The sequence below is a fragment of the Gordonibacter faecis genome (genome assembly GCF_030077735.1).
GTDB classification, from domain to species: Bacteria; Actinomycetota; Coriobacteriia; order Coriobacteriales; family Eggerthellaceae; genus Gordonibacter; species Gordonibacter faecis.
In genome coordinates this window covers 116,664-139,890 of the sequence record NZ_JASJEU010000008.1, presented here as the reverse complement: position 1 = coordinate 139,890, position 23,227 = coordinate 116,664, and the positions used below count along the sequence as shown (strand labels likewise).

Here is a 23,227-nt window from a genome sequence, read left to right as displayed (position 1 = left end):
TCGCCAGGAATTCTAGCACGACTCAAGCGCCCCCAACACCGCCCCCTCGCCAGCGGCCCCTCCAACGCCCGCGTCCTCGCCTACGACACCAGCGCGGGGTCGTCGGCAGTCGAAAGCATCTTCTCACGACGCGCTACAAACTTCTTCAATTCGCTTTCGGAATGAATATCCAGCTTGCCATACAAATTGTGCAAGTGCGTCTTAATAGTGTTGGAGGTGATAAACAACTCCTCCGCAATCTCCTTGCGCGATTTTCCGCCCACGATGCACTGCATGATCTCACGCTCGCGCAGCGTTAGGCCATACTCCTGGCCAATAATTTCGCAGATACGACTTTCGCCTTTGGTTGCATCGGGTTCGCCCGGACGCACAAAGCCCCATCCGGTGCGCATATTCGCGTTGCTGGATAGAAAGAGCGCCGCAAGCACCACCAAAAATGCCAGCACACAGAAGAAAAGAGGCTGGTGAGCCCCCCCCCCCCCCCGGCAATTTCCAAACCAAGGCAGCCCACTACCACGCCGAGCGCACGCCCCGTCATGAGCGCCATGCACGGGCACGAGACCACCCACATGGCCGGCTGATCACAGTTCTTAATAAGGTAGGATCCCAACCCCCACAACACCAGGTCAAGATAGAGAAATCCCGTCAGTTGCAGCACGCCCGCCAAAGCCGACGTGGGCCCCAGCACCCCCATAGCCAGCAACCCCAACCCCGCAAGAGAGAATCCCACCTGGTACACAGCGCGGTTGAAGTCTTTCTGCAACACCAGCACCACTAAAAGCGCAAGCAGCGCGGCGCACAAATAGCCCGCAGAGTTCAGCACCTGAACGAAAAATCCCGAGAACGCCAGGAACCCCAGCGGCACGCCCAAGGCAAATCCCTGCACAATGGAAGTGGCCATGAACCGGTACGGAATAAAGAGTTCACTCGTGGGCTCGCGGTACAGGTCGCGCTGGTCAGGAAATACGTCTTCCTTCGCAAGGTAAAAGGCCATGATAATAATGACCGGAAGCAGAAACGTCACCGCCCACTTTATGACCTCGTCCAAAAACAGCGTGATGAGTAGGGTGAGCACCGCCGTCGCCAGCGCCGACCCAATGCCGTACGTCAGCGTGGGTAGCATGCCCAGCATGCCGAAAATCCGCCCCAGCTCAATGTGCGTACCCATAACGCCCACCGCCAGCAGCAGCATGCCCAACACCAGTGTCACCATGCCCAGCATGTCGTTCGTCATGCCAGCATGCGCCTTCATAAACAGGAAGAACACGCCCAGCAACATGCACGACACCAGGAACCACAGATACTCGTCTTTGCTGAACACTTTTATCTTCTTGAAGGTGCACGCGCAGAGCAAACACACGCCCGCGCATAAAAACAGAAACGCCGCAAGAAGCGGAAACTCGAAGCCCGCCACCATAAACGAATCGGCGAAGAAGAACCCTTCAACAAACAAAAGAACCGCGAAGGTGCGGTAGGCCGTCAACGTCACGAGTAGCCAAGGGTGACTCCGCGCATCGTGGAGTACCTTGCGTATGCCGCCGTGGTAACCGGCGTAGGCTTCCATATTAAGCCTCCTCAGATGGCGGGATGAGTGCCCCCAAAGCCCGTCGCGTGTCGCGCTTCGTTTCCCCTCGTCAATGGCGTGATTATAACGTACGCCACGACCTAATCTTCTAATCCTTGTGGGGTGAGTTGCCTCACCCGTTCTAAACCACCTCGGTTGGTGGATAGCATCCTAACCTCTCAGGTCGCATTATAACAGCAGCACGTGCGCCGCCCGGTTTATCCGAGGAAGGTTTCTTACCAAGGAGGTGAACAGGGGACGGGCAACGGCGCGAATGCACCAAGGTTCTAGGCAAGTGCGCAAAAGCGAGAATCGTGGTGTAACCCCAGCCCCTGTCCCGGGTCGCTACCGGAGCAGGGGCATATTTTTTCTACGAAGGAGGCGTTGTCCACCATGACGTGTTCCACGCCCGCCCAAGGGCCCGACCGGTATTTGGACTTCGAAGATGCGCGGGGAGTGTGCTTTCGCATCCGCGTGGAAGACGACCCCTCCGACCCTGAGTCGTTCACGTTGCGGGTGACCCCGCTTTACCGCGGGCTGGATAGCAACACCGCTGAGGAAAGCCCCTCTGTTCCTCTGAGTTCCAGCAAGCTCGCCAGCGCTCCTGCTGGCGAAGGTGGCGCTGCGAGCGCGGCGGCTGTCGCGGGCGCTTCCACCAATCCGAGCGAACACACAACAAACAATACCCCTCAGCTTCCCGGCCTCACCGCGCGCGAGCGCGACGTGGCGCTGCTGGTTGCCAAGGGGCACACAAACGCTGAAATTGCTGAGATGCTGTGTATCAGTCTTTCCACGGTGAAATCGCACGTTCGCAATATTTTTACCAAGATGGACATCTCCACGCGCACAGCGCTGGTAGCTCGCCTGTACAACACGGCTCTCTAGCCGCGCCCACACGCGCCCCACCAGCACCTTCCCCAGCCCCCCACCAAACAGAAGCCCCCGCTGCGGGGGTATGTGCAGCGGGGGCCCTATTGGGGAATGGGCTCTTCAGCCCTACTCAAAGCGCAACGCAGATGCGAAACGCTTTAAGCCAAAGTGAGGATCGCCGTTTAGGCGAGCATCGGCATAATCAGGTACATCACTGCAAACGACCAAGCGGCGCACACCGTGAAGATGGACAGCTGGATCAGGCAGATAGGATGGTACGTGCCCTTGAAGCGGAACACCTTCAGTACCCAATCGACCAACGGTGCGAACACCACAGCGCCGATGATAATGGTAGGAATAACAATGGCCCAGCTAGGCGGATAGGTACTCACGATAGCGGATGCAAACACAATGCCCGCAAACGTGAAGGCCATGCCGTTCTTCTTCCACTTGGGATACCAAATGAGGATGGCCAGCGCGCCCGTCACAACCTGCACCATAATGAGCAGCGGGAAGTTGCCGGAGCCGTACGCGGGATGCAGCGGGTTCATGACCCAACCGATGATGCCGCCAATGTACATACCAACAGTAGCCCAGGAGCTGCCCCAGATGGTCAGCTGACCGATGTCGCCGAGGATCTGATGCACGAAGAACTTGCTCTTGTTCTGATCGGTGGGGTTCGAACCCGGAGCCGGTGCCGGAATGTCCATCCACGGCATGAGGCGGAAAATGAGCGAGCACAGAGGCACCACGATGGCAACGCCCACAGACACGGCGATGAACAGCGGCAAGCCAAGCGGCGACACGATGCCATACAGCAGCCAGTAGCATACCGGGAACGTAATAATGGTACCCACGATGAGCGACGTGAGAATCTTCTTCCAGTTCACGCCATAGAAAATCACAAACACCTGCACGGTCAGCACGACGGCGAACGTCGGGATCCAACCACTGGAGAACAGGCTACCGTAAATAACCTGGCCCAGGATGAGGGCAGCGCACGTGGTGAGGAACATAGCTAGGAAAATGTGGCCGTTGCCCGCAACGCCCGTGCCGGCGTGCTTGGACTTCTTGCGCTCAAGAGCAGCCGCCACAAAGCCCATGATAATCATGCCGATAGAAGCCGGGAGCGCCGCGATGAACGAACCCTCGGTCAGGTCGGCGAAGAACCAAGCAACGTAGTACTCAATTGAGCCTTCCATGCAGCCCGACATCATCGTACCGAAATCGTAGATGAAGTTGTTGTTCATGAGCATGGGCTGCAGATACATCATCAAAACATACAGCGCGACAGCCGCAACAACGGTAATACAAAACGCGGGCAGAATCTCTTTGCGGGAGCACGCCGTCGACGGCGTTTCAGCAGCTGATGACGTCTCGACGACGGCTTCCGTATCGTTAAGGGTGTTCTCCATTGATGACACCTTCTCTCGAATCCATAGGATAGAAACGCACCGAACGCAACACACCAAAAACTACCTGCTATCAGGGTGTTGTCGCTCCCCTGCGGACGAGGACATCGGGTCGCTCGCCGCCGGTGCGGTTATAAAAAAACGATAATCCGAGGAAGGATTGGAGCCATCATACCCAAGGCTTTGGGCGGTTGGAAATCGTTCGAAAGTATGATAATTGGCTCAGATATATCATGCTTTAGATCGATGGCGGGTTGCTATTCGCATCCCGTATTCTGTGTCGCAGGGGGTTACACCATAGTTTCAGTTTTTGCCTGCGAAGCACGGGTTGTGAGTTTGTGCGCCAGGCAAATTGCTTCTTCACTTTTGCGATCACCAAACAACGAAGAGGAGGCACTATGAAAACGTGGTATCCCGAGGCCGACCTGGTAATTAAGCATCCCAAGATCTACACCGTCGCCATCACGTGCGACGAGGTGAAGGAAGGCAAGACCGACTTCCCCATCATTGAAGACGGTGGCGTGGCCGCCAAGGACGGCAAGGTTATCGCCGTGGGAACGGCCGCCGACATGGATCAGTATGTTGGCGAGCACACCGAGATCATCGACGCGTCCGGCAAGATTCTCACCCCTGGTTTCGTTGAGTGCCACATGCACTGCAAGTGGACCGGCGAAAGCATGCTCAACCTTGACTTCAATGGCGTGACCAGCCGCCAGGCCATCCTTGATGCGGTGGCCGAGAAGGCTGCGAACACTCCTGATGGCGTGTGGATTGAAGGCGACGGCTGGAACGAGCTTATTTGGGAAGACAGCCAGGAACTCATTACGCGCCGCGACCTCGATGCAATTGCGCCGAACAACCCCGTTCTGCTGCTTCACATGTCCGTTCACACCCTTATCGCGAACTCGATGGCACTCGAAGCGTGCGGTTACACGAAGGATACGCCGCAGCCTGAAGGCGCCGAAATTGGCCATTACGACGACGGCGAACTCGACGGCGTGCTATATGAGAACGGCGCCCTGCAGCCCATGCTTGCCACCAAGCCTCCGCTGACGGACGAAGAGCATCTTGAAAGCCTCGTACTTATTGGTAAGCGCCTCAACTCCTTTGGCATTACCAGCGCCATCGACGCTAACCTTAACTACAAGCAGATGCATATCTACAACGAAGCTCACAGGCAGGGTCTTCTCACCTATCGCGCCAACTGCATGTTCTATCTCGATCCGCAGTTTGGTTCGTTTGAAGAGAATATGCAGCGCCTTGAGGAAATGGACTGTGTCACCGGCTTTGGCGATGACATGCTGAAGCTGAACGGCTGCAAGGTTACGCTGGACGGTATCACCGCTGCCTTCACGGCCGCTATGAAGCGTCGCGAGTACCGTCAGCGCCCCGGCTTCTACGGTGACACCATTTACTCCCAGGAAGAGATCGATGCGCTGGTGTGCAAGGCAACCGAGCTTGGCTGGCAGTTCGGCATTCACACCATCGGCGACCTTTCCGAGGACCGTGCGCTGCATGCGTTCCAGGAAGCCAATAAGATTCGCCCGGTGAAGGAACTGCGTCACTACCTGATTCACTACCAGCTTCCCTACGAGGATCAGTGGCCCATCATGAAGGAACTCGGCGTGGGCGTGTGCCTGCAGCCGACGCTCGTCTCCCAGATGGGCGAAGAGCCGCTGTTCTGGCCTGAGCAGGTTGAGCGCTTCCAGTCGCCTGGTTTGATGTTCGCCAACGGCATTCTGGCCGGCGGCAGCTCCGACAGCCCGGTTGTGTCGCCCAGCCCGATGCTTGGCATGTACTACGCCGTCACGCGCTTGGACGAAACCACGGGCAAGACGCTGTCCAAGGGCGACGAGTCCAAGGTTACCCCCATCCAGGCCCTCATCATGTGGACGAAGAACTCTGCGTTCTTCAGCCATGACGACGACAAGATGGGCTCGGTTGAGGTAGGCAACTTCGCCGACTTCGCCATCCTCGACCGCGACTGCTTCGCCTCCGCCGACCCGACCGACATCCGCGACGCCAAGGTAGAAAAGACCATCCTCGGCGGCAAGGTTGTGTACGAGGCATAAGAAGGTTAGCGAACACTAGTAGTTAGCAACACCCGCAAGAAGCATGCGCCCCAACCGAAAGGCCGGGGCGCATGTATTTGTATGCCATCCAGTAAGAAATGGATTACTATATTCCAAATCATGGAAGAAGCGTTAGACAGCAGATATGCCCGATTGGGCGAGGCTATTGCGAAGAAGCGCGCGGAGGAAGGCCTCACACAGCGCCAACTTGCCGGCATGATAGGCCACACCAGCTCACACTCTTATGTGTACCGAATCGAGCAAGGGAAAGTTCGGGTTAGCTTCGAACTAATTATTAAAATTGCCGATGCACTCAACGTGAAGGTTAGCGACTTGATTGACTTCTAAGCTTGTCACTCTAGCGAAGCGAACGCAAAGTGTGACGCGCTTACGCGCTAGCTATTACGCCAAAGGACATACTGCTCCCTAACATTATTACGAGGGCATTTTAGTGTAGTCATCAACACTTGTCTGGGAGTCTCCGCATTCCGGGACAATTCTTGAATCGCCATCTCCGCCGCAGGCGGAGAACACACTCGTGATCTGGGTTTTCGCACTTTGCGCGAACGGGGTTGCGGCAAAGTCTAATTCGCAGGTATTCCTTTGGGCAAGGGCTCTGCCCTTGCCGTTCAGCAAATATCAAACCTAGCAGATCGAGGGCTTTTGTTACAGTCCCTTCGGCCAACCTGCCTATCAATTGAACCATCAGGCCAGTCAGCCCGCGTCATAAAGCGAGGGATATGGGGTGTTTCTGGCGTAATTAGTAGCGCGCAAGCGCGTCACATTATTTGCACGCGCGAAGCGGAAGATGGGCAATACCGGTCGCTATCTTCGACATCCACATTGCCTCTTATTGGCACAAACGGCCGTTTATGTACGGATTTGCACCTCTCGGAACCGCGGTCTTTTTGACGTCAATAAAGAAACGCCTGTTCGCCATTTTTTGGAAGCCGTACCTGGCCGCTCAACATGTACATAAAGGGCGATCTGTGCCAATTTCTCCCGCCCTCTCTGTTAGGCCAGGATTGACATACCCCTCGTCCTGAGCACCTTCGGTCAACGCCGAAAAAGAAGAATCCCGGGTGGTGCCAACCGAGAGACTTACAGCTGACGCCGCGCGGATCCCTCATCCCCGCTTAGCGGGGCCTCCCTGCGTTCGCCCTCTATATTTTGTACATATATTGGAAGACGTCTTCGCGTTGGATGATTATTTGGACGCCGAGGGATTCGCCTTCTTTTTCGAGGCGTTCTTGGACGGTGTTAAAATCGGCCACGGACGGGTTCAGCGTGGTGAGCATGGTCATGGAGAAGATGTCGTCCAGAATGGTTTGGCTGATGTCGTCGATGTTCGCGCCGCATTCTGCCAGCGCCGTCGACACGGCGGCCACGATACCGCTGCGATCCTTGCCCAAAACCGAAATAACGCACTTCATAGGGTGGTTCCTTCCTCCATGGTTCGCCGAACAGCGCCTACCTTTTACTTCACAGCATGATAGCATGCCGCCCCGGCCGACCGGCCCGTTCCCCAGAAAAACGGGAAGGTTCGGCGGGGCGCGTAAGATAATTCTTGGTTCCCGGCACATTCTGCTCGCGCGTTTCGTGTTGGTGTCAAGGAGGCTTAAGAAACCGCATGCAATCACACCTTAGATCGGACGACTTCATAGAGCGCGCCATGCGCTTATGGGGAAGCACGGTCTGGCGCCTTGCGCTCAGCCAGACGCAATCGCCGCACGACGCGGACGACCTTTGCCAAGAGGTGTTCGTCCGCCTGCTAAAGGACTCGACGGCGTTTGTTGACGACGAGCACTTGAAGGCGTGGCTCATCCGCACCACCATCAATTGCGGTCGCGACCTGCACCGATCTGCCTGGAAGCGACACAACAACCTGACGGACACCTTCCGGGACACGCAGTTTGAGGAGGCGGTCGAAGAAAGCGAAAGCGTGCGCGCCTTCCGCGAGAGTGAAGTGGGGCTCGCGCTGGCCAAGCTTCCCGTCTCCACGCGGCTGATTGTTCATCTGTATTACTACGAAGGGTACGCGACCGAAGAGATTGCGCGCATGGTGCGCTGTTTGCCCGGCACGGTGCGCTCGCGCCTGCGACGTGCGCGGACGCAGCTCAAGGGCTTGTTGGAGAAGGAGGCTTCTCATGAAACACGCGAATAGTGGCCTCGACTACCGCACGCTTATGGACGATATCGAGATGCCGGAGCGGGTGCACCAAGCCGTGCGAGATGAAGTGCGGCAGGTGCGCGCTGCGGAAGCGCGCGTTCGCTCCCAGCAGCGCCGCACCCAGCGGGGAGCCCACCAGCGCACCGCGCAGCCCGTCTCCCGTCGGCGCTTCGTCGCGGGAGCCTTCGTGGCAACGTGCGCCGTTGCGCTTGGCGGCACCGCAGCGTTTTCCCTGTTTGCGAGGCCCAACGGCGACGCAACAAGCACGAGCGCAAACCCGGCCCCCGCGCCAGCTAACATGTTCGCCCTCGCCGCCTACGCAAGCGAAAACCCGGAGGGGACGCCAGGGAAAACCGTCACGCTCAGCTTGGATGACTTCGGTCACCACTGCGCATTAAAGGTATGGCATAGCGACCCGGAAATTGATCCCAATCATGCCGACGAAGCACCCGACGAGGGTCGACGCTACCTGTCAGTAGCCTACGAGTTCAACCTGACCTGCGTCGGTACAAACATTGCTTCGCTCACGTATGAGGTGGAAGGCGATCGGATACTTTTTTACACGCGCAGCACTGAATTTGGTTCGAACCAGGAGGGCCCCTCTTCCATTATAGACCGAGCTAAAAGTTTTACCGTACCCTACGATGACCAGCACTTCGACAGCGTGCACACCTGGCGCGCCCTCCGCGTTTCGTTCCCGCTGGAAGGTGAACTGGCCGAACTGTACGACGCAGAGAGAGCCGAATTCTACAGCTACACCCGCAACCGGAACGTCGAGCTACAAGACACCCTTCACATTCGCCTTCTGCGCATATACGCAGATATGCTGGCACAAGCGCGCCTTCACCTCAGCGCCACCTATAAAGATGGCTCCACCGAGATGAAGACCTACGTTATAGCACCTGTTGAGAACCTCGAAGAAGCTGAACTCGCGTTCAACGCCGCCATACGCGCCCGTGCGAACGAGCCCTTCGAATTCCACGAGGTCCCGCCCGAGCCCATCCCCCAGCCTCAACTCTTCACACTCACCGAACTTCTCTAACCGCCACACCAACACACGCAGCCCAGCCGCCGCCAGTGGGACCATTCGCGCACTCACTGGCCTCCCGAATAGCCTACTTACCGAGTGGCTAACGTGAAGGCAATAGCCCGGCCGCACTTCCGTACAACCAGTTACCCCTGCCAATCCTTTCTTCTAGAGTGGTCGCACTCTATCCGATGGCGCGCCGCACACTGCGTTGCGCGCACGAGAAAGAAAGGCGGCACATATGGGAAAGTTCAAACGCTTCTGCATGATCGTGTTCGTCGTTGCCGCAGTGCTTGGCATCGGCGTGCTCGCGGCCTTGTGGTTTGCGTGGGAGCCGCTGTTCCCCGCCATTGCGTGGCTCATGTCCATGCCGTGGTTCTATGTGGTGGAAGCGGTGCTCCTGGGCATCACGGCGGTTGGCCTTCTGGTGGTGCTCATTCGCGCCCTCACGGCCCCCGGCAAGAACGCGCAGCTGGAACTTGAGCGCGACAACGGCAGCGTGGCTATCACGCAGAACGCCATCCAGTCAACGGTGAAGCACGTGGTGGATTCGCATCATGGCCTGGCCACCAAGAACGTGAAGGTGGACATCACCAACAAGCACGACCCGCGCATGGCCATCCACGCCAAGATTGACCCCGGCCGCAACGCTGAGCTGGGCGAACTGGGCGCGAAGCTGCAGGACGAGATCGCCGCAACGCTGGAGGCCTTCACCGGCTACCCCGTTGACTCCGTGCGCATCACGTTCGCTGGCGACGCCGACGTGGTAACCCCGGCCTTCACGCAGCAGGCCACGAAGTACTCCGAGGACACGAATCGTCAGCACCACACTCAGCCGGTGCCGGCGCACGCCGTGACCAAGTAAGGAGGTGGCAAAAATGACCCAATCGGCAATGAAGATGAATGGCGGGAACGCCAAAGCCGCCTCACGCGGCGGCCAGCAGCAACAGCGGCCGGCGAACACGCCCTCCGACGTGGTTGCCAACACGGCATCCGAGGCGAAGGACCGCGGCGTGTACGCAAGCTTCAAGCGCGCTGTCTCGCCGTATGTGCAGAACAACACCCATGCGGTGGTGTACGGCATCATCGGTTTTGTGGCGGCGGCCCTCATTCTTATTGTGGGTTTCTGGCCGACCGTACTGTTGGCCGTGTTCGCAGCTGTGGGCGTTGTCATTGGCAGGTACCGTGACGGCGACCGCGCAACGCGTGAGCAGATGAGAAACCTCCTTGACCGTTTCAACTAGCGACTCCGTGCCGCCCCGCCCCCGGCGCGCGACCTTCTGTCGTGTGGCGGGGTCGCCGTCGAGAGGCGGCGCCGCACGTTCCGCACATTCCGTTTCCGCAGGTAAATCGCACGATGAAAGAAAGGAACTACCATGAGCCAAGCAACTATGACCCAGCCCTCTACCTCCAATTCCACCAGCAGCTACGATCCGTACGCGTCGATGGACTTCGACTCGATGGAGAACATGAGCGCGTCCGGCGCCGACGACGTGAAAGCCGAGCCGCAGTACAAGCTAGTAATTGACGAGGCCGTTGTGGAGAAGGTGTCCTCCAAGGCCGCGCAGAAGATTGACGGCATCATTGACATGCGCGGCAACGTGCTGTCCCGCATCCAAGAAGGCCTGGGCGGCAGCGACAAGACCAAGGGCGTGGACGCCGACGTGGTGGACGACCAGAACGCCAAGGTTGACCTGGACATCATCCTGGAGTATGGCAAGTCCGCCTCCGACGTGTTCGACCAGATCAAGGACGTTGTGAGCAAGGACATCAAGGACATGACCGGCCTGAACGTGGTCGAGATGACCGTGAACGTGGTGGACGTCATGACGCAGGACGAGTACGACCAGAAGAATGGCAACAACACCGACGACGGGCAGAGCGGCTCCTCGATGAACCAGTAAGCGAGGCACCCGCGCGTCGTGTTGTCCGCGCGCGCCCCGTCCGCACGCGGCATAGGCCCACTTCACGGGCTACATATCCCCCCTCGCGGGGGCCGGCCCGAAGTGGGCCACAAGGGGCTGACCTGATTCCGCGGGGTCAGTCCCTTTGCATGCAATAGCCAACTCGTGAGCGCGTCGCGCTTTTTCCTTGGCGTACAATGGAACTACCCGCCTCGGGAAGGACGCCTATGAACCTGTTGGAGTATTTGGGAACTGAGTTTGCCTCGTTTGATGAGAAGCCGTTTAATCCGGTGGACTCGGCGGCGCTGTCGCAGTTTTGCATGGTGCGGGCCGAGGGCATTGTGCCGGCGCTGCGCGAGCGCAAATCGTTCCTTGACCTGGGCATTATCGTGGAGAACCTGCTGTCTCCCACCTCGCGCGCGGTGCATTTCGTCGACGCGTTGCGCACCGAACTCTTCGCCGATATGTTCACTGGCCTGGCGCCCGAGCAAGTGAAACAAAACCTGTTCGCCTTGGCCGCTAGCCCGCGCTTCCGCACCATGGCGGTGCGCGACTACCTGAGCCTCTTCGACACCGAACGCCAGACGCAGTTCGCGGCAATGACGTTCGTGTACAAAAAGGAGTTCGCCTACATCGGCTTTCGCGGCACGGACACCTCGTTCACCGGGTGGCGCGAGAACTTCAACATGGTGTACGACGCGCCTGTTCCCGCGCAGGAACAGGCCGTTCGCTACCTGGAGGCCGTGGCGCCGCGACTGCCGAAGCGCCTGTTCGTGGGCGGTCACTCCAAGGGCGGCAACCTTGCGCTGTACGCAGCGCTGCGCGCGAAGCCGGAGGTGCAAAGCCGCATCGAGCGCGTGTTCACGCACGACGGCCCCGGCTTCAAGGCCGGCATGGTAACCGACGCCGAATACGCCGCCATTCGCGACCGCGTGCACAAGACGGTGCCGCAGGATTCCGTGGTGGGCATGCTTATGGATTCGCCCGCTGACCTGGACTTAAAGGTGGTGCACAGCTCGGACAAGGGCGTGCAGCAGCACAGCGTGTTCACGTGGGACGTGGAAGGCGACGACTTCGTGTACGTGCACGGGCTCACCGACAGCGCGCGTTTCACCGACGCGGTGATAACCCAGTGGCTCGCGCGGTTCTCGGACGAGGAAGCGGCCGTGGTGGTGGACGCCCTGTTCCGGGCGTTCGAGGCCTCGGGCGCACGCGACGCCACCGAGGTGCTCTCGGGCGGCACGAAGTCCATCGCGCTGCTGGGCGAGGCGGCAAAGAACCTGGACGAGGGCGCCCGCGACGTGCTGGTAAACGCGCTGGGCTCCCTTGCGGAAACGGCGGCGCGCGAAGCAACGCAAGGGTTGGTGCAGCGCTTCACGCCAAAGCCAAAAGCCTCGGCCTAGCCTCACCTGCCAGGTTGACCATAGGGCAAGGGCAGAGCCCTTGCCGTCAACTACAATTGACCTGACAAGTTTGTGTTTGCTGACCGGACAAGGGCAGAGCCCTTGCCCTATGAACTTAACCTTTGCGCAGCTGGTCGAACACGCTGATCATCTTTGCGGTTTCGGCGCGGGTGGCTTCCTTGGCGGGAAGCAGGTGGCCGTCACTGCCGGTGATGAGGCCGTTATCCACGCACCACGCTATTGACTCACGGGCCCAGGGGCTCACCTCGCCCGCGTCAGGGAAGTCATCAAGCGCGGCCAGCAGCCCCACGCCGTTAAGCTGCGCAGCGCGCATCAGCACCACGGCCAGCTGCTCGCGGCTGGTGGTATCCCCCACGCCGAAGCGCCCGGAGCCATCATCATACCCCGCAAGCACGCCCGCCTTGTAGGCCCAGTTCAGCGCCGGGATATAGTAGGCCGGTTCCTGCGCATCCACAAACGGCGTTTCGCACGTCGCATCCTTCCACGCCTCGCCCTGCCACAGAGCCGCTTCCTCCGGCGCCAGGTAGTTGAACAATAGGCACGCCAAATCTTGACGTTTCAACGTGTCATTCGGCCCAAACAAGTCCGTGCCCGCGTAGCCGTGCATGATGTCGTTGCTCACCACGTAATCAACTACGCCGGAGTACCATTCGCGCTCGTGTACGTCGGAAAAGCCCGACGGCGGAAGACCAATAGGGTCCGAGTACGCCTTCAGCGGGAAGTTGTCGAAGTCTGCCTCGTTGCCCGTCGCGGCTTTGATGTCGGTGATGGCGTCGTGCCAGTCGATCCATTCGCCATCGGTGTACACGAAACTCTCGCCCGGATTCACCACGCCTACGTTGTAGTGGGTCAGCTCAATGCCCTGACTGGTCAACTGGTCATAGCCATTTTTGTTGATGGCGGAGTCAACCAAAAACGCGTACTGGTCACCCACCTTCTCGGTCACCACCACCGAGAACTTCTGGTCGGCAGGAATGTAGCATTTGTCCTTCAAGTCAATGCGGTGGAACCCTCCGTAGGCATACCTCATGTTCACCGTCGTCAGCAGTTCACCGTCTCGCGGATTTGCGAACCCGTCTTTTAGCAGGTACACCTCGTAGGTCACTTCCGTACCCGGCGTGGCCGTTTCACAGGACAGCGCGCGCACAATCTGATCCTCGTTGGATTCGAACACGTTTGCCATGCTCACCGGCGTTGCTTCGTGATGCGCGGTCACACCATCGGAAGGCAGGTAATCGTACTGGTTAAGGTAGTAGCTTTCGGCCGCATCGCCCGTCGCAAGTTCCGTGGTGTCGTAATCAAACGTCTCTAAATCCGCCAGACTGCGGTCGTAATAGGACAGGTAGAAGTAGCCGCTGTCATTGATGCCCCACTTATTCTTGTTCGGGAATTCTTCGTCGCTGGAGCCCCAGCTGTTTTTCGCTATCCACGCGCCGTCGGCCGGCGGCTGGTGGCCCTCCAGGAAGTTGCTCTTAGAATATGTGTCATCCCAACCCACAATGGTGACCACATGGTTGGCGTACGCATCGTCGTAGGTGTAGTGCGCGTACGTGTCCAAATTGATGTACTGAGCAGGTGTTTCCTGGCCGGGGCGCGACGTGTCTGCGCAGAACGCAACACTGATTGCCCGGCCGTCCAACAGCTCGCCCTTCAAGGCCGCCGTCGCGGAAGCGTTGTACTCATACTCACCGTTGACATTCTTGGCCGCCGGACTGGGCAGGACGGAACTCTCTTGCAGTTCCACCGCCTGCACGAAGCGCAGGCTTTCGTCGACCGACCAGTTACCCTCCCGCGAGTAATAGACCGGCGTGCCGCTTGAGTTATTCTCCGTTATGCCTTCTTTGTTGCGGTACGGCACGTCGCTTTCCAGAACAGGACCAATGCCAGAAGAAAATACCGAGGTGGCCGTGAAGCCGAACCCACCCGTATCCAACCGGTCGTTTGCACCGTTGCTGGCGGTATAGTAGCCCTCGCCGCCCTGGCCACTTTCGTCATCCAACGGTAGCGGCGTGTGCGAGAACCAGGCCAGGTGGAGTTCGGACAAATCGAGGTCATCGGCACCCCAGCCCAACTCAGAGAGAATGCTGGTCTCCGACGCAGCAATAGCGCCGAACCCCCAACACGTGCCCCACGGGTTTTGGAGCTTTACAGGCGTGACCACGTTGCGGTCGCGCAAGTCGAACTTTTCGTTCATTGGGTAGGAGGTGAGCGGGGCCACGTCGCCATCGTCGACGAACGCGTACGTAGCCGGGTCGGCGTAAGCGGCGGCGCTTCCCGTTGCGCGCACACGCTCAAGGGATGCGCGTGTGTTTTGCGCGATGTTATTCACCAGCTGATTGCCACCCGACGGCGTTTCGTCGGCCAGCGCAAGCGAAGGCGCAAGACCCGCCACCAGGGACAATGCAATTACGCAGCGGACAACAAGGGACGGGGCAGGTCTCAACTTCATGACGAGCTCCTTTCAAGAGGAATCGACGGCCGCGCCGCCGCTACGACCCGCCGATTCAACCACCCGGTGATTCAGCGTATCGTTGAACCTCACTATACGCGCTAGACACTCAAACCCGCAACTCCCCCTGCTACAAACGGAAGCCCACTTGGGCACGCAGGAATCCTTCGAAGAGGCGCTCTTCGAAGGATTCGCAATATGTCCTCGCCATACTGATTGGAAGAGGAAACATCTTTTGGTGTAATAGCCAGCGCGAAGCGCGTCACGCTTTTATCCCGTGGTAGCGCTGACAGTCTTTGTTTCAGCTGGGGAAAACTCCGTTGAGCGTGTCGTGGTGGAGGGCTGCGCGGAGGCGAGGGATAAGGTTGATGGCTACCTGACGGACGGCGTTTCGGATGCGGTTGTTGGTGACGTCAGGACTATTCGCGGGGGCTGCATGGAATCCAAGTTGGTCACAAGCCGTAAGGGCCGCTTCATCTAGAAAGTTCTTCATGTGTCGCGGCGAAGCTTCTCTGAGCAGGGATTTTATGCGCGCCCGGTCGTCATCGCTCAGCGTGAGGTTTCGCACCGAGCACCCGGCCAGCGCACAACCCACCGCGGTGGCCACCACCGGCTCAAAGAGATTGAGGATGAGTTCGCCATACTGCGGATGCACCGCCCGAAGCACCGCGTGGCACCGAGCGCGGTCAAACACCTGCATGAAGAGGCATTCGGCCTTCAGTTGTTCCAGATAGGCGGTCACATAGTTCACGCCCTTCGTGCTTTCCGGCACGGGGCAGGACAAGGGATAGTCGATGTCTGCGGGAATCTCATGTGCGAAAAACCGCGGCTGGTAGCGCGCGGGAAAAGCGCGCAGGCTCTCAAGCGTGTCCTTCAGCGCGATGCTTTCCAAAAGCGGCACGGCCAAGCACGTCTCTTTCCAGAGTTCGCCCGCGCGTCGCGTCTCGGCCTCAAGGTACGCCAGATTGCGCGCGAACACCGCTTCTGCACCCTGTTCTACCACCGCACATACAGCCTCTTCGTCGGGGTCGTCCGGATCAATGCCCAGCACAAAACAGGTAGACGCCAGCAGGCGGTGCGCGTCGTATTCGGGAAGCGAGGTGCTTTCCCCCAACGTGAACAGGCTTACCTGCTTCGCCATCAGGGCCCATAGCTGTTCCTGGAATGCTGCCAGCGCTTCGTCAGGAGAGCGACGAGCCCCCGATGCGACTGTTCGCGTCGAACCCAACGCGATAGAGTTCGTTGTAGCCATCGTAGTAGCTGGCCGCGAATTCGTTGCTGGGACGCTGGTCGCGCCCCGTTTCGTAGACGCGGTCGAGTTCGTCGCGCAGGGGTTCGTATTCGTCAAAGTCTTGCTCCTCTTCCGCCTCGCGCTGCGTAGTTTCATCGTAGTCGCCTGCCTGCTTCTGCTTCGCCCACTGCTGTAGCGCTGGCAACGAAATGTCGTCCAGCGCATCGAGCGACCCGTTTGCCTGACCGTCGAACGCCGCTCGCAAGGCCTCTATCAGCTCGTCGTCTGCCATGCCGCCGCAGGCTTCGGCTTCCTCTTTGCGCCGGTAGAACGTGTCTTGCACAGCCGCAAGCGTTTCCTCGTAGTTTTCTTGCCGCACGTGGGGAGAATCGCAGAACCCCTGCGCGATGTCGCGCAACACACCGCGGCCGAATTCAACACGCCCCGTTGCCGCCAGCGCCTCGCGCCGTCGCGCGGTGAGGCCCGCGGCTTGCTCTTCGGTCAAGCTGAGACCATGCGCCACCGTTGCCGCGTTGCACGCCGCCAACTCGTCGCGCACCGACGTGCCCAGCAGTGCCCTTGCCAAGCTGATTCCACCCAACCACATCACCCGTCCCCTTCGCGCCCGTTTTGCCCACTTTCACGCCGAAAGCGAACCCGTGAAAAGCATGCACGTATATATACCGCGTATTCCAAAAGAACACACGACTGGACTTTTAGGTGGTTTTGTAATAATATAACCCCAGATCAGGGGCAAGATAATTAAATGTCAAGCCCCTTTTTCATGCCCAGAGACAAGATGAACCACGGCGCGCTTCATCATTCCCCTTCAGCGAGAACTGCAGAAGTGGAAGGTTCTTCGTTAGCGCGAGGCGCGTCACACTTGTTTTAGAGAAACCACTCCAGGTGGCCGCAGTGTTTGCAGACAAGGACCGTGGCGCTGCGGTTGGCCCAATCGAGGTCAAGGAACGATAAGCCCGCCGTGTTGAGTTGCGCCGAGCGTTCGTCAAATTCCTCGCCACCACAGTGGGAGCACGCCACAATGCGGCCGGCAATTTCGTACTGATCGTCGCCCGAAAGTCCGCGATTGAACGATTCCAGAAAGCCCATAGCGCCTCCTACAACTCATTCATGATCTGCTGCTTCTTCTGGGCGAACTCTTCTTCGGTGAGGGCACCGCGCTTGCGCAAATCATCAAGCTGCGCCAGTCGCTGATATGCCGCTGCGCTCGCCCGCTGCTTTTCATCGACGGTGCTACGGCGCTTCAAAACAAGCCACACAATGAACAGTATCACTCCAACAGGAAGCAGAAAGCTAAAGAAGATAAATACCAATTCAGGTACACCCATACCCAGGATCTTCATCCCAACCACCTCTCTCGCGGGCCGCATACCCCCAGTATACCAAGGGCGGCACACCCATAGGATGCGCCGCCCTTGAAAGGTTTGAAATGCTGGCAGCCTAGTCGGTGAAGTAGCTGATGCCGCTTTCGAAGAGGGGTTGCCATTGGTTGCCGGGGACGTTTTGGTAGAGGCCGTTGCCGCGGCGCTCGCTGTGGCCCATTTTGCCGAGGATGCGGCCGTCGGGGCTGGTCACGGACTCAATGGCAAGCACGGAGCTGTTCGGGTTCACGTCAAGGTCCATCGACGGCATACCGTTGGCATCCACGTACTGCGTGGCAATTTGGCCGTTCGCTTGCAGCTGGGCCAGCACCTCGGGGCTAGCAACGAAGCGACCCTCGCCGTGGCTCACTGGCACCGTATGGATGTCGCCCACCTCGCAGCGGGCGAGCCACGGGGACAGATTCGACGCCACACGCGTGCGCACGAGGCGGCTCTGGTGACGGCCGATTTCGTTGAACGTGAGCGTCGGGCAATCCTCATCCATCGGGCGAATGTCGCCGAACGGCACGAGACCCAACTTCACGAGCGCTTGGAAGCCGTTGCAGATGCCCAGCATGAGGCCGTCGCGATTCTGCAAGAGGTCGCGCACCGCCTCGGTGACAGCAGGAGCGCGGAAGAACGCTGTGATGAACTTCGCGGAGCCGTCGGGCTCGTCGCCGCCGGAGAAGCCGCCGGGGATCATGATGATCTGACTGTTATTGATGGCTTTGACCAGCGCCTCGGTGCTTTCGGCCACCTTCTCGGGCGAGAGGTTGTTCACGATGAGCGTTTCCACCACAGCACCGGCCTGTTCGAACGCGCGGGCGCTGTCGTACTCGCAGTTGTTGCCCGGGAACACGGGGATGACCACGCGCGGACGCGCGATGGTGCCGTTGTACGTAAGCGGAATGGCGTCGCGATGGGAGATGAGTTCGACCGGCTCCACTGGCGAGGAAGACGGCTGGCGCCGCACGGGATCCTTCGACTCCGCTTCGCTCCGCTCAGGATGACAGGGGGTGTTGCTTGCGCTCGCTTCCGAACGAGTATCTTTCGAGCGATACGGGAACACGGGTTCAAGCTTGGCTTCCCATGTTTCTTGCAGTTCGGCCAGGTTGAGGGTTTCGTCGCAGGCTACAAACTCGTAGGCTTCGGTTGTCTCGCCCAGCTCGTCAATGCGCACGGCATCCGACGACTCAGGAAGTTCAGCGCACGCAGGCATCTCAATCAGGAAGCTGCCGTACGCGGGCGCGAAGAGGTCGTCGGCTTCCATGCCATCGGTCAAACGCACGCCGATGCCGTTGCCTACGCACATCTTGAACAGGGCTTCGGCGGTGCCGCCGTAGCCTGGGGTGGATACAGCCAGTGCCAACTCATCGCTAATCAAGCGCTCCACCAGCGCACTCGCTTCCAACAGCCCTGCGGCATCGGGCAACACGCCGTTATAGCTCGCGGGCGCAATGCGCACCACGCGGCTGCCGGCCTGCTTGAACTCGGGCGACGTCACACGCTCCACCGACCCCACGGCCGTCGCGAACGACACCAGCGTCGGTGGCACATCCAGCTGCTCGAAGCTGCCGGACATGGAGTCCTTGCCGCCGATAGCGCCCACGCCCAAGTCCACCTGAGCCATCAGCGCGCCCAGCACGGCCGCGGCCGGCTTGCCCCAGCGCTCGGGCTCGTCGCGCAACTTCTCGAAGTATTCCTGGAATGTGAGGTACATGTCCTCGCGCGCAAAGCCCGCGGCCACCAGCTTCGCCACGCTCTCAACCACGGCCACGTACGATCCCACAAACGGGTCGGCCTCGGTGAGGTAGGGGTTGAAACCCCAGGCCATGCCACTCACAGTGGTGGTTTCGCCAAACACGGGCAACTTCGCCACCATGGCCAGCGCGGGCGTTAGCTGGCGCGAGCCGCCAAACGGCATGAGCGCCGTAGCCGCGCCAATGGTGGAGTCGAAGCGCTCGGACAGACCCTTGTTCGAGCACACATTGAGGTCGCTCACCAGCGCGCCCATGCGCTCGGCCAGCGTGTCGCCCTCCCACGTGCGCTCGTAGGTACCACCCGGCACCACGCGCACCACCTGGTGCTTCGGCGCGCCGTTGCTGTTGAGGAAGGCGCGACTGACATCCACGATGGTGTCGCCGTTCCACTCCATGCGCACGCGCGGCTCTTCGGTAACCGTCGCAATGGGCGTGGCCTCAAGGTTTTCCTCATGCGCGTAGCCAATGAACGTATCCACGTCCTCGGCCGCTAGCGCCACGGCCATGCGCTCCTGGCTCTCAGAAATAGCCAGCTCGGTGCCGTCCAGTCCATCGTACTTTTTCGGCACGCGGTCCAACACGATGTGCAGGCCGTCGGCCAACTCGCCCACGGCCACGGATACGCCGCCCGCGCCGAAATCGTTGCAGCGCTTGATGAGACGACACGCGTCACCGCGGCGGAACAGGCGCTGAATCTTGCGCTCAACAGGCGCGTTACCCTTCTGCACCTCCGCGCCGCAACTCTCAAGCGAGCCCATCTTGTGCGCCTTCGACGAACCCGTCGCACCGCCGATGCCGTCGCGTCCGGTGCGTCCGCCCAACAGCACAATCACGTCGCCCGGCGCCGGCGTTTCGCGACGCACGTGGTCGGCTGGCGTGGCACCCACCACCGCGCCAATTTCCATGCGCTTAGCGGCATAGCCCGGGTGATACAGCTCGTTCACCTGGCCTGTTGCCAGACCAATCTGGTTGCCGTACGACGAGTAGCCCGCTGCGGCCGTGGTTACCAGCTTGCGCTGCGGCAGCTTGCCGGGCAGCGTCTCACTCACAGGAACCAGCGGGTCAGCCGCACCCGTCACGCGCATAGCCTGATACACATAGCTGCGACCGCTCAAGGGGTCGCGAATGGCGCCGCCCACGCAGGTGGCCGCGCCGCCGAACGGCTCAATCTCGGTGGGGTGGTTGTGCGTCTCGTTCTTGAACAGGTAGAGCCAATCCTGCTCCTCGCCGTTCACGTCAACCTTCACCTTCACGGTGCAGGCGTTGATTTCTTCGGACTCGTCGAGCCCGGTCAGCGTACCCTGCGCCTTCAGCCAGCGCGCGCCGATGGTGCCCATGTCCATGAGGCACACCGGCTTCTCGTCGCGGCCCAGATCGTGACGCATTTCCAAATAGCGCTCGAACGCTCTCTGCACGGCCTCGTCCTCAATCACCACGTCGTCCAGCACGGTGCCGAACGTAGTGTGGCGGCAGTGGTCGGACCAGTACGTGTCAATCATCTTGATTTCGGTGATGGTGGGACAGCGCCCTTCCTCGGCGAAATACTGCTGGCAGAATGTGAGGTCGGCCAGATCCATGGCAAGGCCGCGCTCGTCCAGAAACGCCGCGAGCCCCGCCTCGTCCAAGTCCAGGAACCCGCTAATGATTTCCACCGCGCCGGGCACGGGCTGTTCCATATGTAGCGTGTCGCGCGGCTCAAGCGACGCTTCACGCGCCTCAATGGGGTTGATCACGTAGCGCTTGATGGCGGCCACGTCCTCGTCGGTGAGGGCGCCTTCCAATAGATACACTTTCGCGCTGCGCACCTCGGGCCGCTCGCCCTGGCTGATCAGCTGAATGCACTCGCTGGCAGAGTCCGCACGCTGGTCGAACTGCCCCGGCAGATACTCCACCGCGAACACCGCCGCTCCGCGCGCGTCGGGCATGTCCAGCGTGGCCACGTCAGACTGTGGCTCGCTGAACACCGTGGGCACGCACTGCGAGAACAACTCGTCGGAGATACCCTCCACGTCATAGCGATTCACCAGGCGCAATCCCTCAAGGTGCTCTATGCCCAGGATGTCACGCAACTCGTGCGCGAGCGCGCGCGCTTCGCCGTCGAAGCCGGGCTTCTTCTCCACATAGACACGGGAAACCATGAGTCCCTCTCTCTCCTTTATCGCGCCTACTTCGCTTGCTGGGATTGCTCCTTGGCGGCCTTCTCGGCCTTGGCGACATCTGCTTTCGCGCGCTTGAACGCAGACTCGCCCTCGTCCGCGCCTGCGTCAGCATCAGCGCTCGCGCCCTCGCCATCTGCCTGGCCCTTCTTGGAAGCCTGCTTCTCCACCTTGGCTTCCTCGGCCTTTGACAGGCGGAAACCGCTGCCGAACAGGCTGCGCTTCTTGGGCTTTTCGGCCTCAGCTTCCTCAGCCTTGTCAGCCTCCTGCTCTTTGAGGCTTTTCTGCTGGGCCTTCTGCTGCTTCTCCAGCGCGCGCTGCTCCTTGGACTTGCGGTTCTCCATTTCCTCCTGGTACGCGCGGCGCACCTTGCGAATCTTGGAGAAGTCGACGTACAGGGCGCCGATGATGCAGGCGTAGGCCAAGCCCAGCGTGACGTACGTGGCGGCCTCGGGTAGGAACGTACGGCCGAACCAGGACAGCACCGTGAGCGCGATGGCACCAATGAGCAGGCCCCACCATAGTTTGCGCAGACGCTTGTACTGGGGCGTCGGCGGGTTGTAATACTTGCGGTCGAGTTCAGCTTGCTTGGCGCGGGCCACCTTTTTCTCGGCCTTCTTCTGCTGCTTCGTCTTTTGCGGCGGAGCCACGCGCACCGTGGCGGCGGCCTTCGTCTTAGGCTTCATGGCCGCGGCGCTCTTGCGGGTTTGCCCGCGGCGCTCGTCGGTCTGATAGCGGTCGTTCATAGGATTGCGTTGCGACATAATGATCTCTCCGTAGGGCAAGGGTTCCGTCCTTGCCGTCGTCTGTCAAAAAGCACGCAGGTCAACCGCACTTTCGCGGCAAGGGGAGAACCCTTGCCCTACGGTCAACCTGCGCACTCTCACTTACTAGTAAGCGAACTTCCTACCCGTAATCTTCTCGTACGCCTGAATGTACTTCTCGCTGGTGCGCTCGATGACGTCCTGGGGCAGGCGGGGCGGGTTGCCCTGACGATCCCAGTTGGCGGTGAGCCAGTCGCGCACGTACTGCTTGTCGAAGCTGGGCTGATCCTTGCCCGGCGCGTACTCGTCGCCCGGCCAGAAGCGCGACGAATCGGGCGTCAGCACTTCGTCGGCCAGAATAATCTTGCCATCAATGCGCCCGAACTCGAACTTCGTGTCGGCAATAATCACGCCGCGCTCGGCCGCGTGGTCGCGCGCCGTGGTGTACACCTTCAGTGCCAGGTCACGCAGCTGCGTCGCGTCGTCTTCGCCGATGATTTCCACCAAGCGCTCGAAGCTGATGTTCTCGTCGTGGTCGCCAATGTCGGCCTTCGTGGACGGCGTGAAGATGGGCTCCGGCAACTTCGAGGAATTCTCCAGGCCCTCGGGCAGCTGAATGCCACACACCGTACCCTGCTTCTGGTACTCCTTGAGGCCACTGCCGGCCAGGTAGCCGCGCACGATGCACTCGGCGGGGAACATGTCGGCCTTCTTCACCAGCATGAAGCGACCGCGCAGGTAATCGGCGTAAGGCTTGAACTGCTCGGGTAGGTCGGCCTCGTCGGCGCTGATCAGGTGATTCTCCACCACGCCGTCCAACAGCTCAAACCAGAAGCACGACAGTTGCGTCAGCACGGCGCCCTTGTGCGGGATCTCGTCTTCCAAAATGTAGTCGAACGCCGAGATGCGGTCGGTGGCCACCAACAGCAGCTTGTCGCCCAGATCGTAGAGATCGCGCACTTTGCCTTGCGCGTCGGGCTTGATGTCGATTCCGGTCATGGTTGGTACGTGTCCTTTCATCAGATGCTCGCTACGCCTCCGC

The 23,227-nt window shown here is 59.9% G+C and carries 21 protein-coding genes; 9 read left to right on the top strand and 12 right to left on the bottom strand.

The features are described 5' to 3' along the window. Positions 1-80 precede the first annotated feature (80 nt). Both QNJ86_RS04925 and QNJ86_RS04920 read right to left on the bottom strand, forming a co-directional pair. On the bottom strand, positions 81-275 hold the full coding sequence (locus QNJ86_RS04925; protein WP_283831482.1) for a helix-turn-helix transcriptional regulator: 195 nt from the start codon (positions 273-275) through the stop codon (positions 81-83). Between the two features lie 20 nt (positions 276-295). Further along, on the bottom strand, positions 296-1,564 hold the full coding sequence (locus QNJ86_RS04920) for a hypothetical protein (RefSeq protein ID WP_283831481.1): 1,269 nt from the start codon (positions 1,562-1,564) through the stop codon (positions 296-298). A gap of 393 nt (positions 1,565-1,957) precedes the next feature. Between QNJ86_RS04920 and QNJ86_RS04915 the strand changes: the two genes are divergently transcribed. Continuing rightward, positions 1,958-2,449: a response regulator transcription factor gene (locus QNJ86_RS04915; RefSeq protein ID WP_283831480.1), complete on the top strand. Its 492-nt coding sequence runs from the start codon at positions 1,958-1,960 to the stop codon at positions 2,447-2,449. A 167-nt stretch (positions 2,450-2,616) separates the two neighbouring features. Here the strand turns inward: QNJ86_RS04915 and QNJ86_RS04910 are convergent, their stop codons facing one another. Then, the gene (locus QNJ86_RS04910; RefSeq protein WP_283831479.1) at positions 2,617-3,849 is read right to left on the bottom strand and encodes a hypothetical protein; all 1,233 of its coding nucleotides are present in this window, start codon (positions 3,847-3,849) and stop codon (positions 2,617-2,619) included. A 395-nt stretch (positions 3,850-4,244) separates the two neighbouring features. On the opposite strand from QNJ86_RS04910, the gene QNJ86_RS04905 reads away from it, so the two are divergent. Both QNJ86_RS04905 and QNJ86_RS04900 read left to right on the top strand, forming a co-directional pair. After that, positions 4,245-5,918: an amidohydrolase gene (locus tag QNJ86_RS04905; protein WP_283831477.1), complete on the top strand. Its 1,674-nt coding sequence runs from the start codon at positions 4,245-4,247 to the stop codon at positions 5,916-5,918. Positions 5,919-5,999: 81 nt separating this feature from the next. Further along, positions 6,000-6,266 (top strand): helix-turn-helix domain-containing protein, encoded by a 267-nt coding sequence (locus QNJ86_RS04900; RefSeq protein ID WP_283831476.1) that lies wholly within the window; start codon positions 6,000-6,002, stop codon positions 6,264-6,266. Between the two features lie 815 nt (positions 6,267-7,081). Here the strand turns inward: QNJ86_RS04900 and QNJ86_RS04895 are convergent. Further along, positions 7,082-7,351 carry an ACT domain-containing protein gene (locus QNJ86_RS04895; RefSeq protein WP_283831475.1) on the bottom strand — a complete coding sequence of 90 codons (270 nt, stop codon included), beginning with the start codon at positions 7,349-7,351 and terminating at the stop codon, positions 7,082-7,084. Between the two features lie 197 nt (positions 7,352-7,548). Between QNJ86_RS04895 and QNJ86_RS04890 the strand changes: the two genes are divergently transcribed. From QNJ86_RS04890 to QNJ86_RS04865, 6 genes are all read left to right on the top strand, one after another. Continuing rightward, positions 7,549-8,082: an RNA polymerase sigma factor gene (locus QNJ86_RS04890; RefSeq protein ID WP_283831474.1), complete on the top strand. Its 534-nt coding sequence runs from the start codon at positions 7,549-7,551 to the stop codon at positions 8,080-8,082. Next, a complete protein-coding gene (locus QNJ86_RS04885) occupies positions 8,066-9,130 on the top strand; it encodes a hypothetical protein (RefSeq protein ID WP_283831473.1) in 1,065 nt (354 codons plus the stop codon). Before QNJ86_RS04890 ends, QNJ86_RS04885 begins: the two co-directional genes overlap by 17 nt. Before the next feature lie 226 nt (positions 9,131-9,356). Then, entirely contained in the window at positions 9,357-9,980 is a 624-nt protein-coding gene (gene amaP, locus QNJ86_RS04880; protein WP_283831472.1) for an alkaline shock response membrane anchor protein AmaP, read from the top strand. Positions 9,981-9,993: 13 nt separating this feature from the next. After that, positions 9,994-10,359, top strand: a complete 366-nt coding sequence (locus QNJ86_RS04875) for a DUF2273 domain-containing protein (protein ID WP_283831471.1) — start codon at positions 9,994-9,996, stop codon at positions 10,357-10,359. Positions 10,360-10,491: 132 nt separating this feature from the next. After that, positions 10,492-11,019 carry an Asp23/Gls24 family envelope stress response protein gene (locus QNJ86_RS04870; protein ID WP_283831470.1) on the top strand — a complete coding sequence of 176 codons (528 nt, stop codon included), beginning with the start codon at positions 10,492-10,494 and terminating at the stop codon, positions 11,017-11,019. 227 nt (positions 11,020-11,246) lie between these two features. Further along, entirely contained in the window at positions 11,247-12,422 is a 1,176-nt protein-coding gene (locus tag QNJ86_RS04865; protein ID WP_283831469.1) for an Mbeg1-like protein, read from the top strand. 115 nt (positions 12,423-12,537) lie between these two features. Here the strand turns inward: QNJ86_RS04865 and QNJ86_RS04860 are convergent, their stop codons facing one another. The 8 genes from QNJ86_RS04860 to QNJ86_RS04825 form a co-directional block, all read right to left on the bottom strand. Continuing rightward, the gene (locus QNJ86_RS04860) at positions 12,538-14,892 is read right to left on the bottom strand and encodes an S-layer homology domain-containing protein (RefSeq protein ID WP_283831468.1); all 2,355 of its coding nucleotides are present in this window, start codon (positions 14,890-14,892) and stop codon (positions 12,538-12,540) included. Positions 14,893-15,193: 301 nt separating this feature from the next. Further along, positions 15,194-16,033 (bottom strand): DUF6179 domain-containing protein, encoded by an 840-nt coding sequence (locus QNJ86_RS04855; protein ID WP_283831467.1) that lies wholly within the window; start codon positions 16,031-16,033, stop codon positions 15,194-15,196. Positions 16,034-16,073: 40 nt separating this feature from the next. Further along, positions 16,074-16,730 carry a DUF6323 family protein gene (locus QNJ86_RS04850; protein WP_283831466.1) on the bottom strand — a complete coding sequence of 219 codons (657 nt, stop codon included), beginning with the start codon at positions 16,728-16,730 and terminating at the stop codon, positions 16,074-16,076. 281 nt (positions 16,731-17,011) lie between these two features. Next, positions 17,012-17,233: a zinc ribbon domain-containing protein gene (locus QNJ86_RS04845; RefSeq protein WP_283831465.1), complete on the bottom strand. Its 222-nt coding sequence runs from the start codon at positions 17,231-17,233 to the stop codon at positions 17,012-17,014. 8 nt (positions 17,234-17,241) lie between these two features. Continuing rightward, the gene (locus tag QNJ86_RS04840; protein ID WP_283831464.1) at positions 17,242-17,487 is read right to left on the bottom strand and encodes an SHOCT domain-containing protein; all 246 of its coding nucleotides are present in this window, start codon (positions 17,485-17,487) and stop codon (positions 17,242-17,244) included. A 97-nt stretch (positions 17,488-17,584) separates the two neighbouring features. Further along, positions 17,585-21,403, bottom strand: coding sequence for a phosphoribosylformylglycinamidine synthase (locus QNJ86_RS04835; protein ID WP_283831463.1), 3,819 nt, complete (start codon positions 21,401-21,403; stop codon positions 17,585-17,587). A 26-nt stretch (positions 21,404-21,429) separates the two neighbouring features. After that, complete coding sequence (locus QNJ86_RS04830; protein ID WP_283831462.1) at positions 21,430-22,185, bottom strand: EMC3/TMCO1 family protein; 756 nt, start codon at positions 22,183-22,185, stop codon at positions 21,430-21,432. Between the two features lie 126 nt (positions 22,186-22,311). Further along, the gene (locus QNJ86_RS04825; RefSeq protein ID WP_283831461.1) at positions 22,312-23,184 is read right to left on the bottom strand and encodes a phosphoribosylaminoimidazolesuccinocarboxamide synthase; all 873 of its coding nucleotides are present in this window, start codon (positions 23,182-23,184) and stop codon (positions 22,312-22,314) included. Positions 23,185-23,227: the final 43 nt, after the last annotated feature.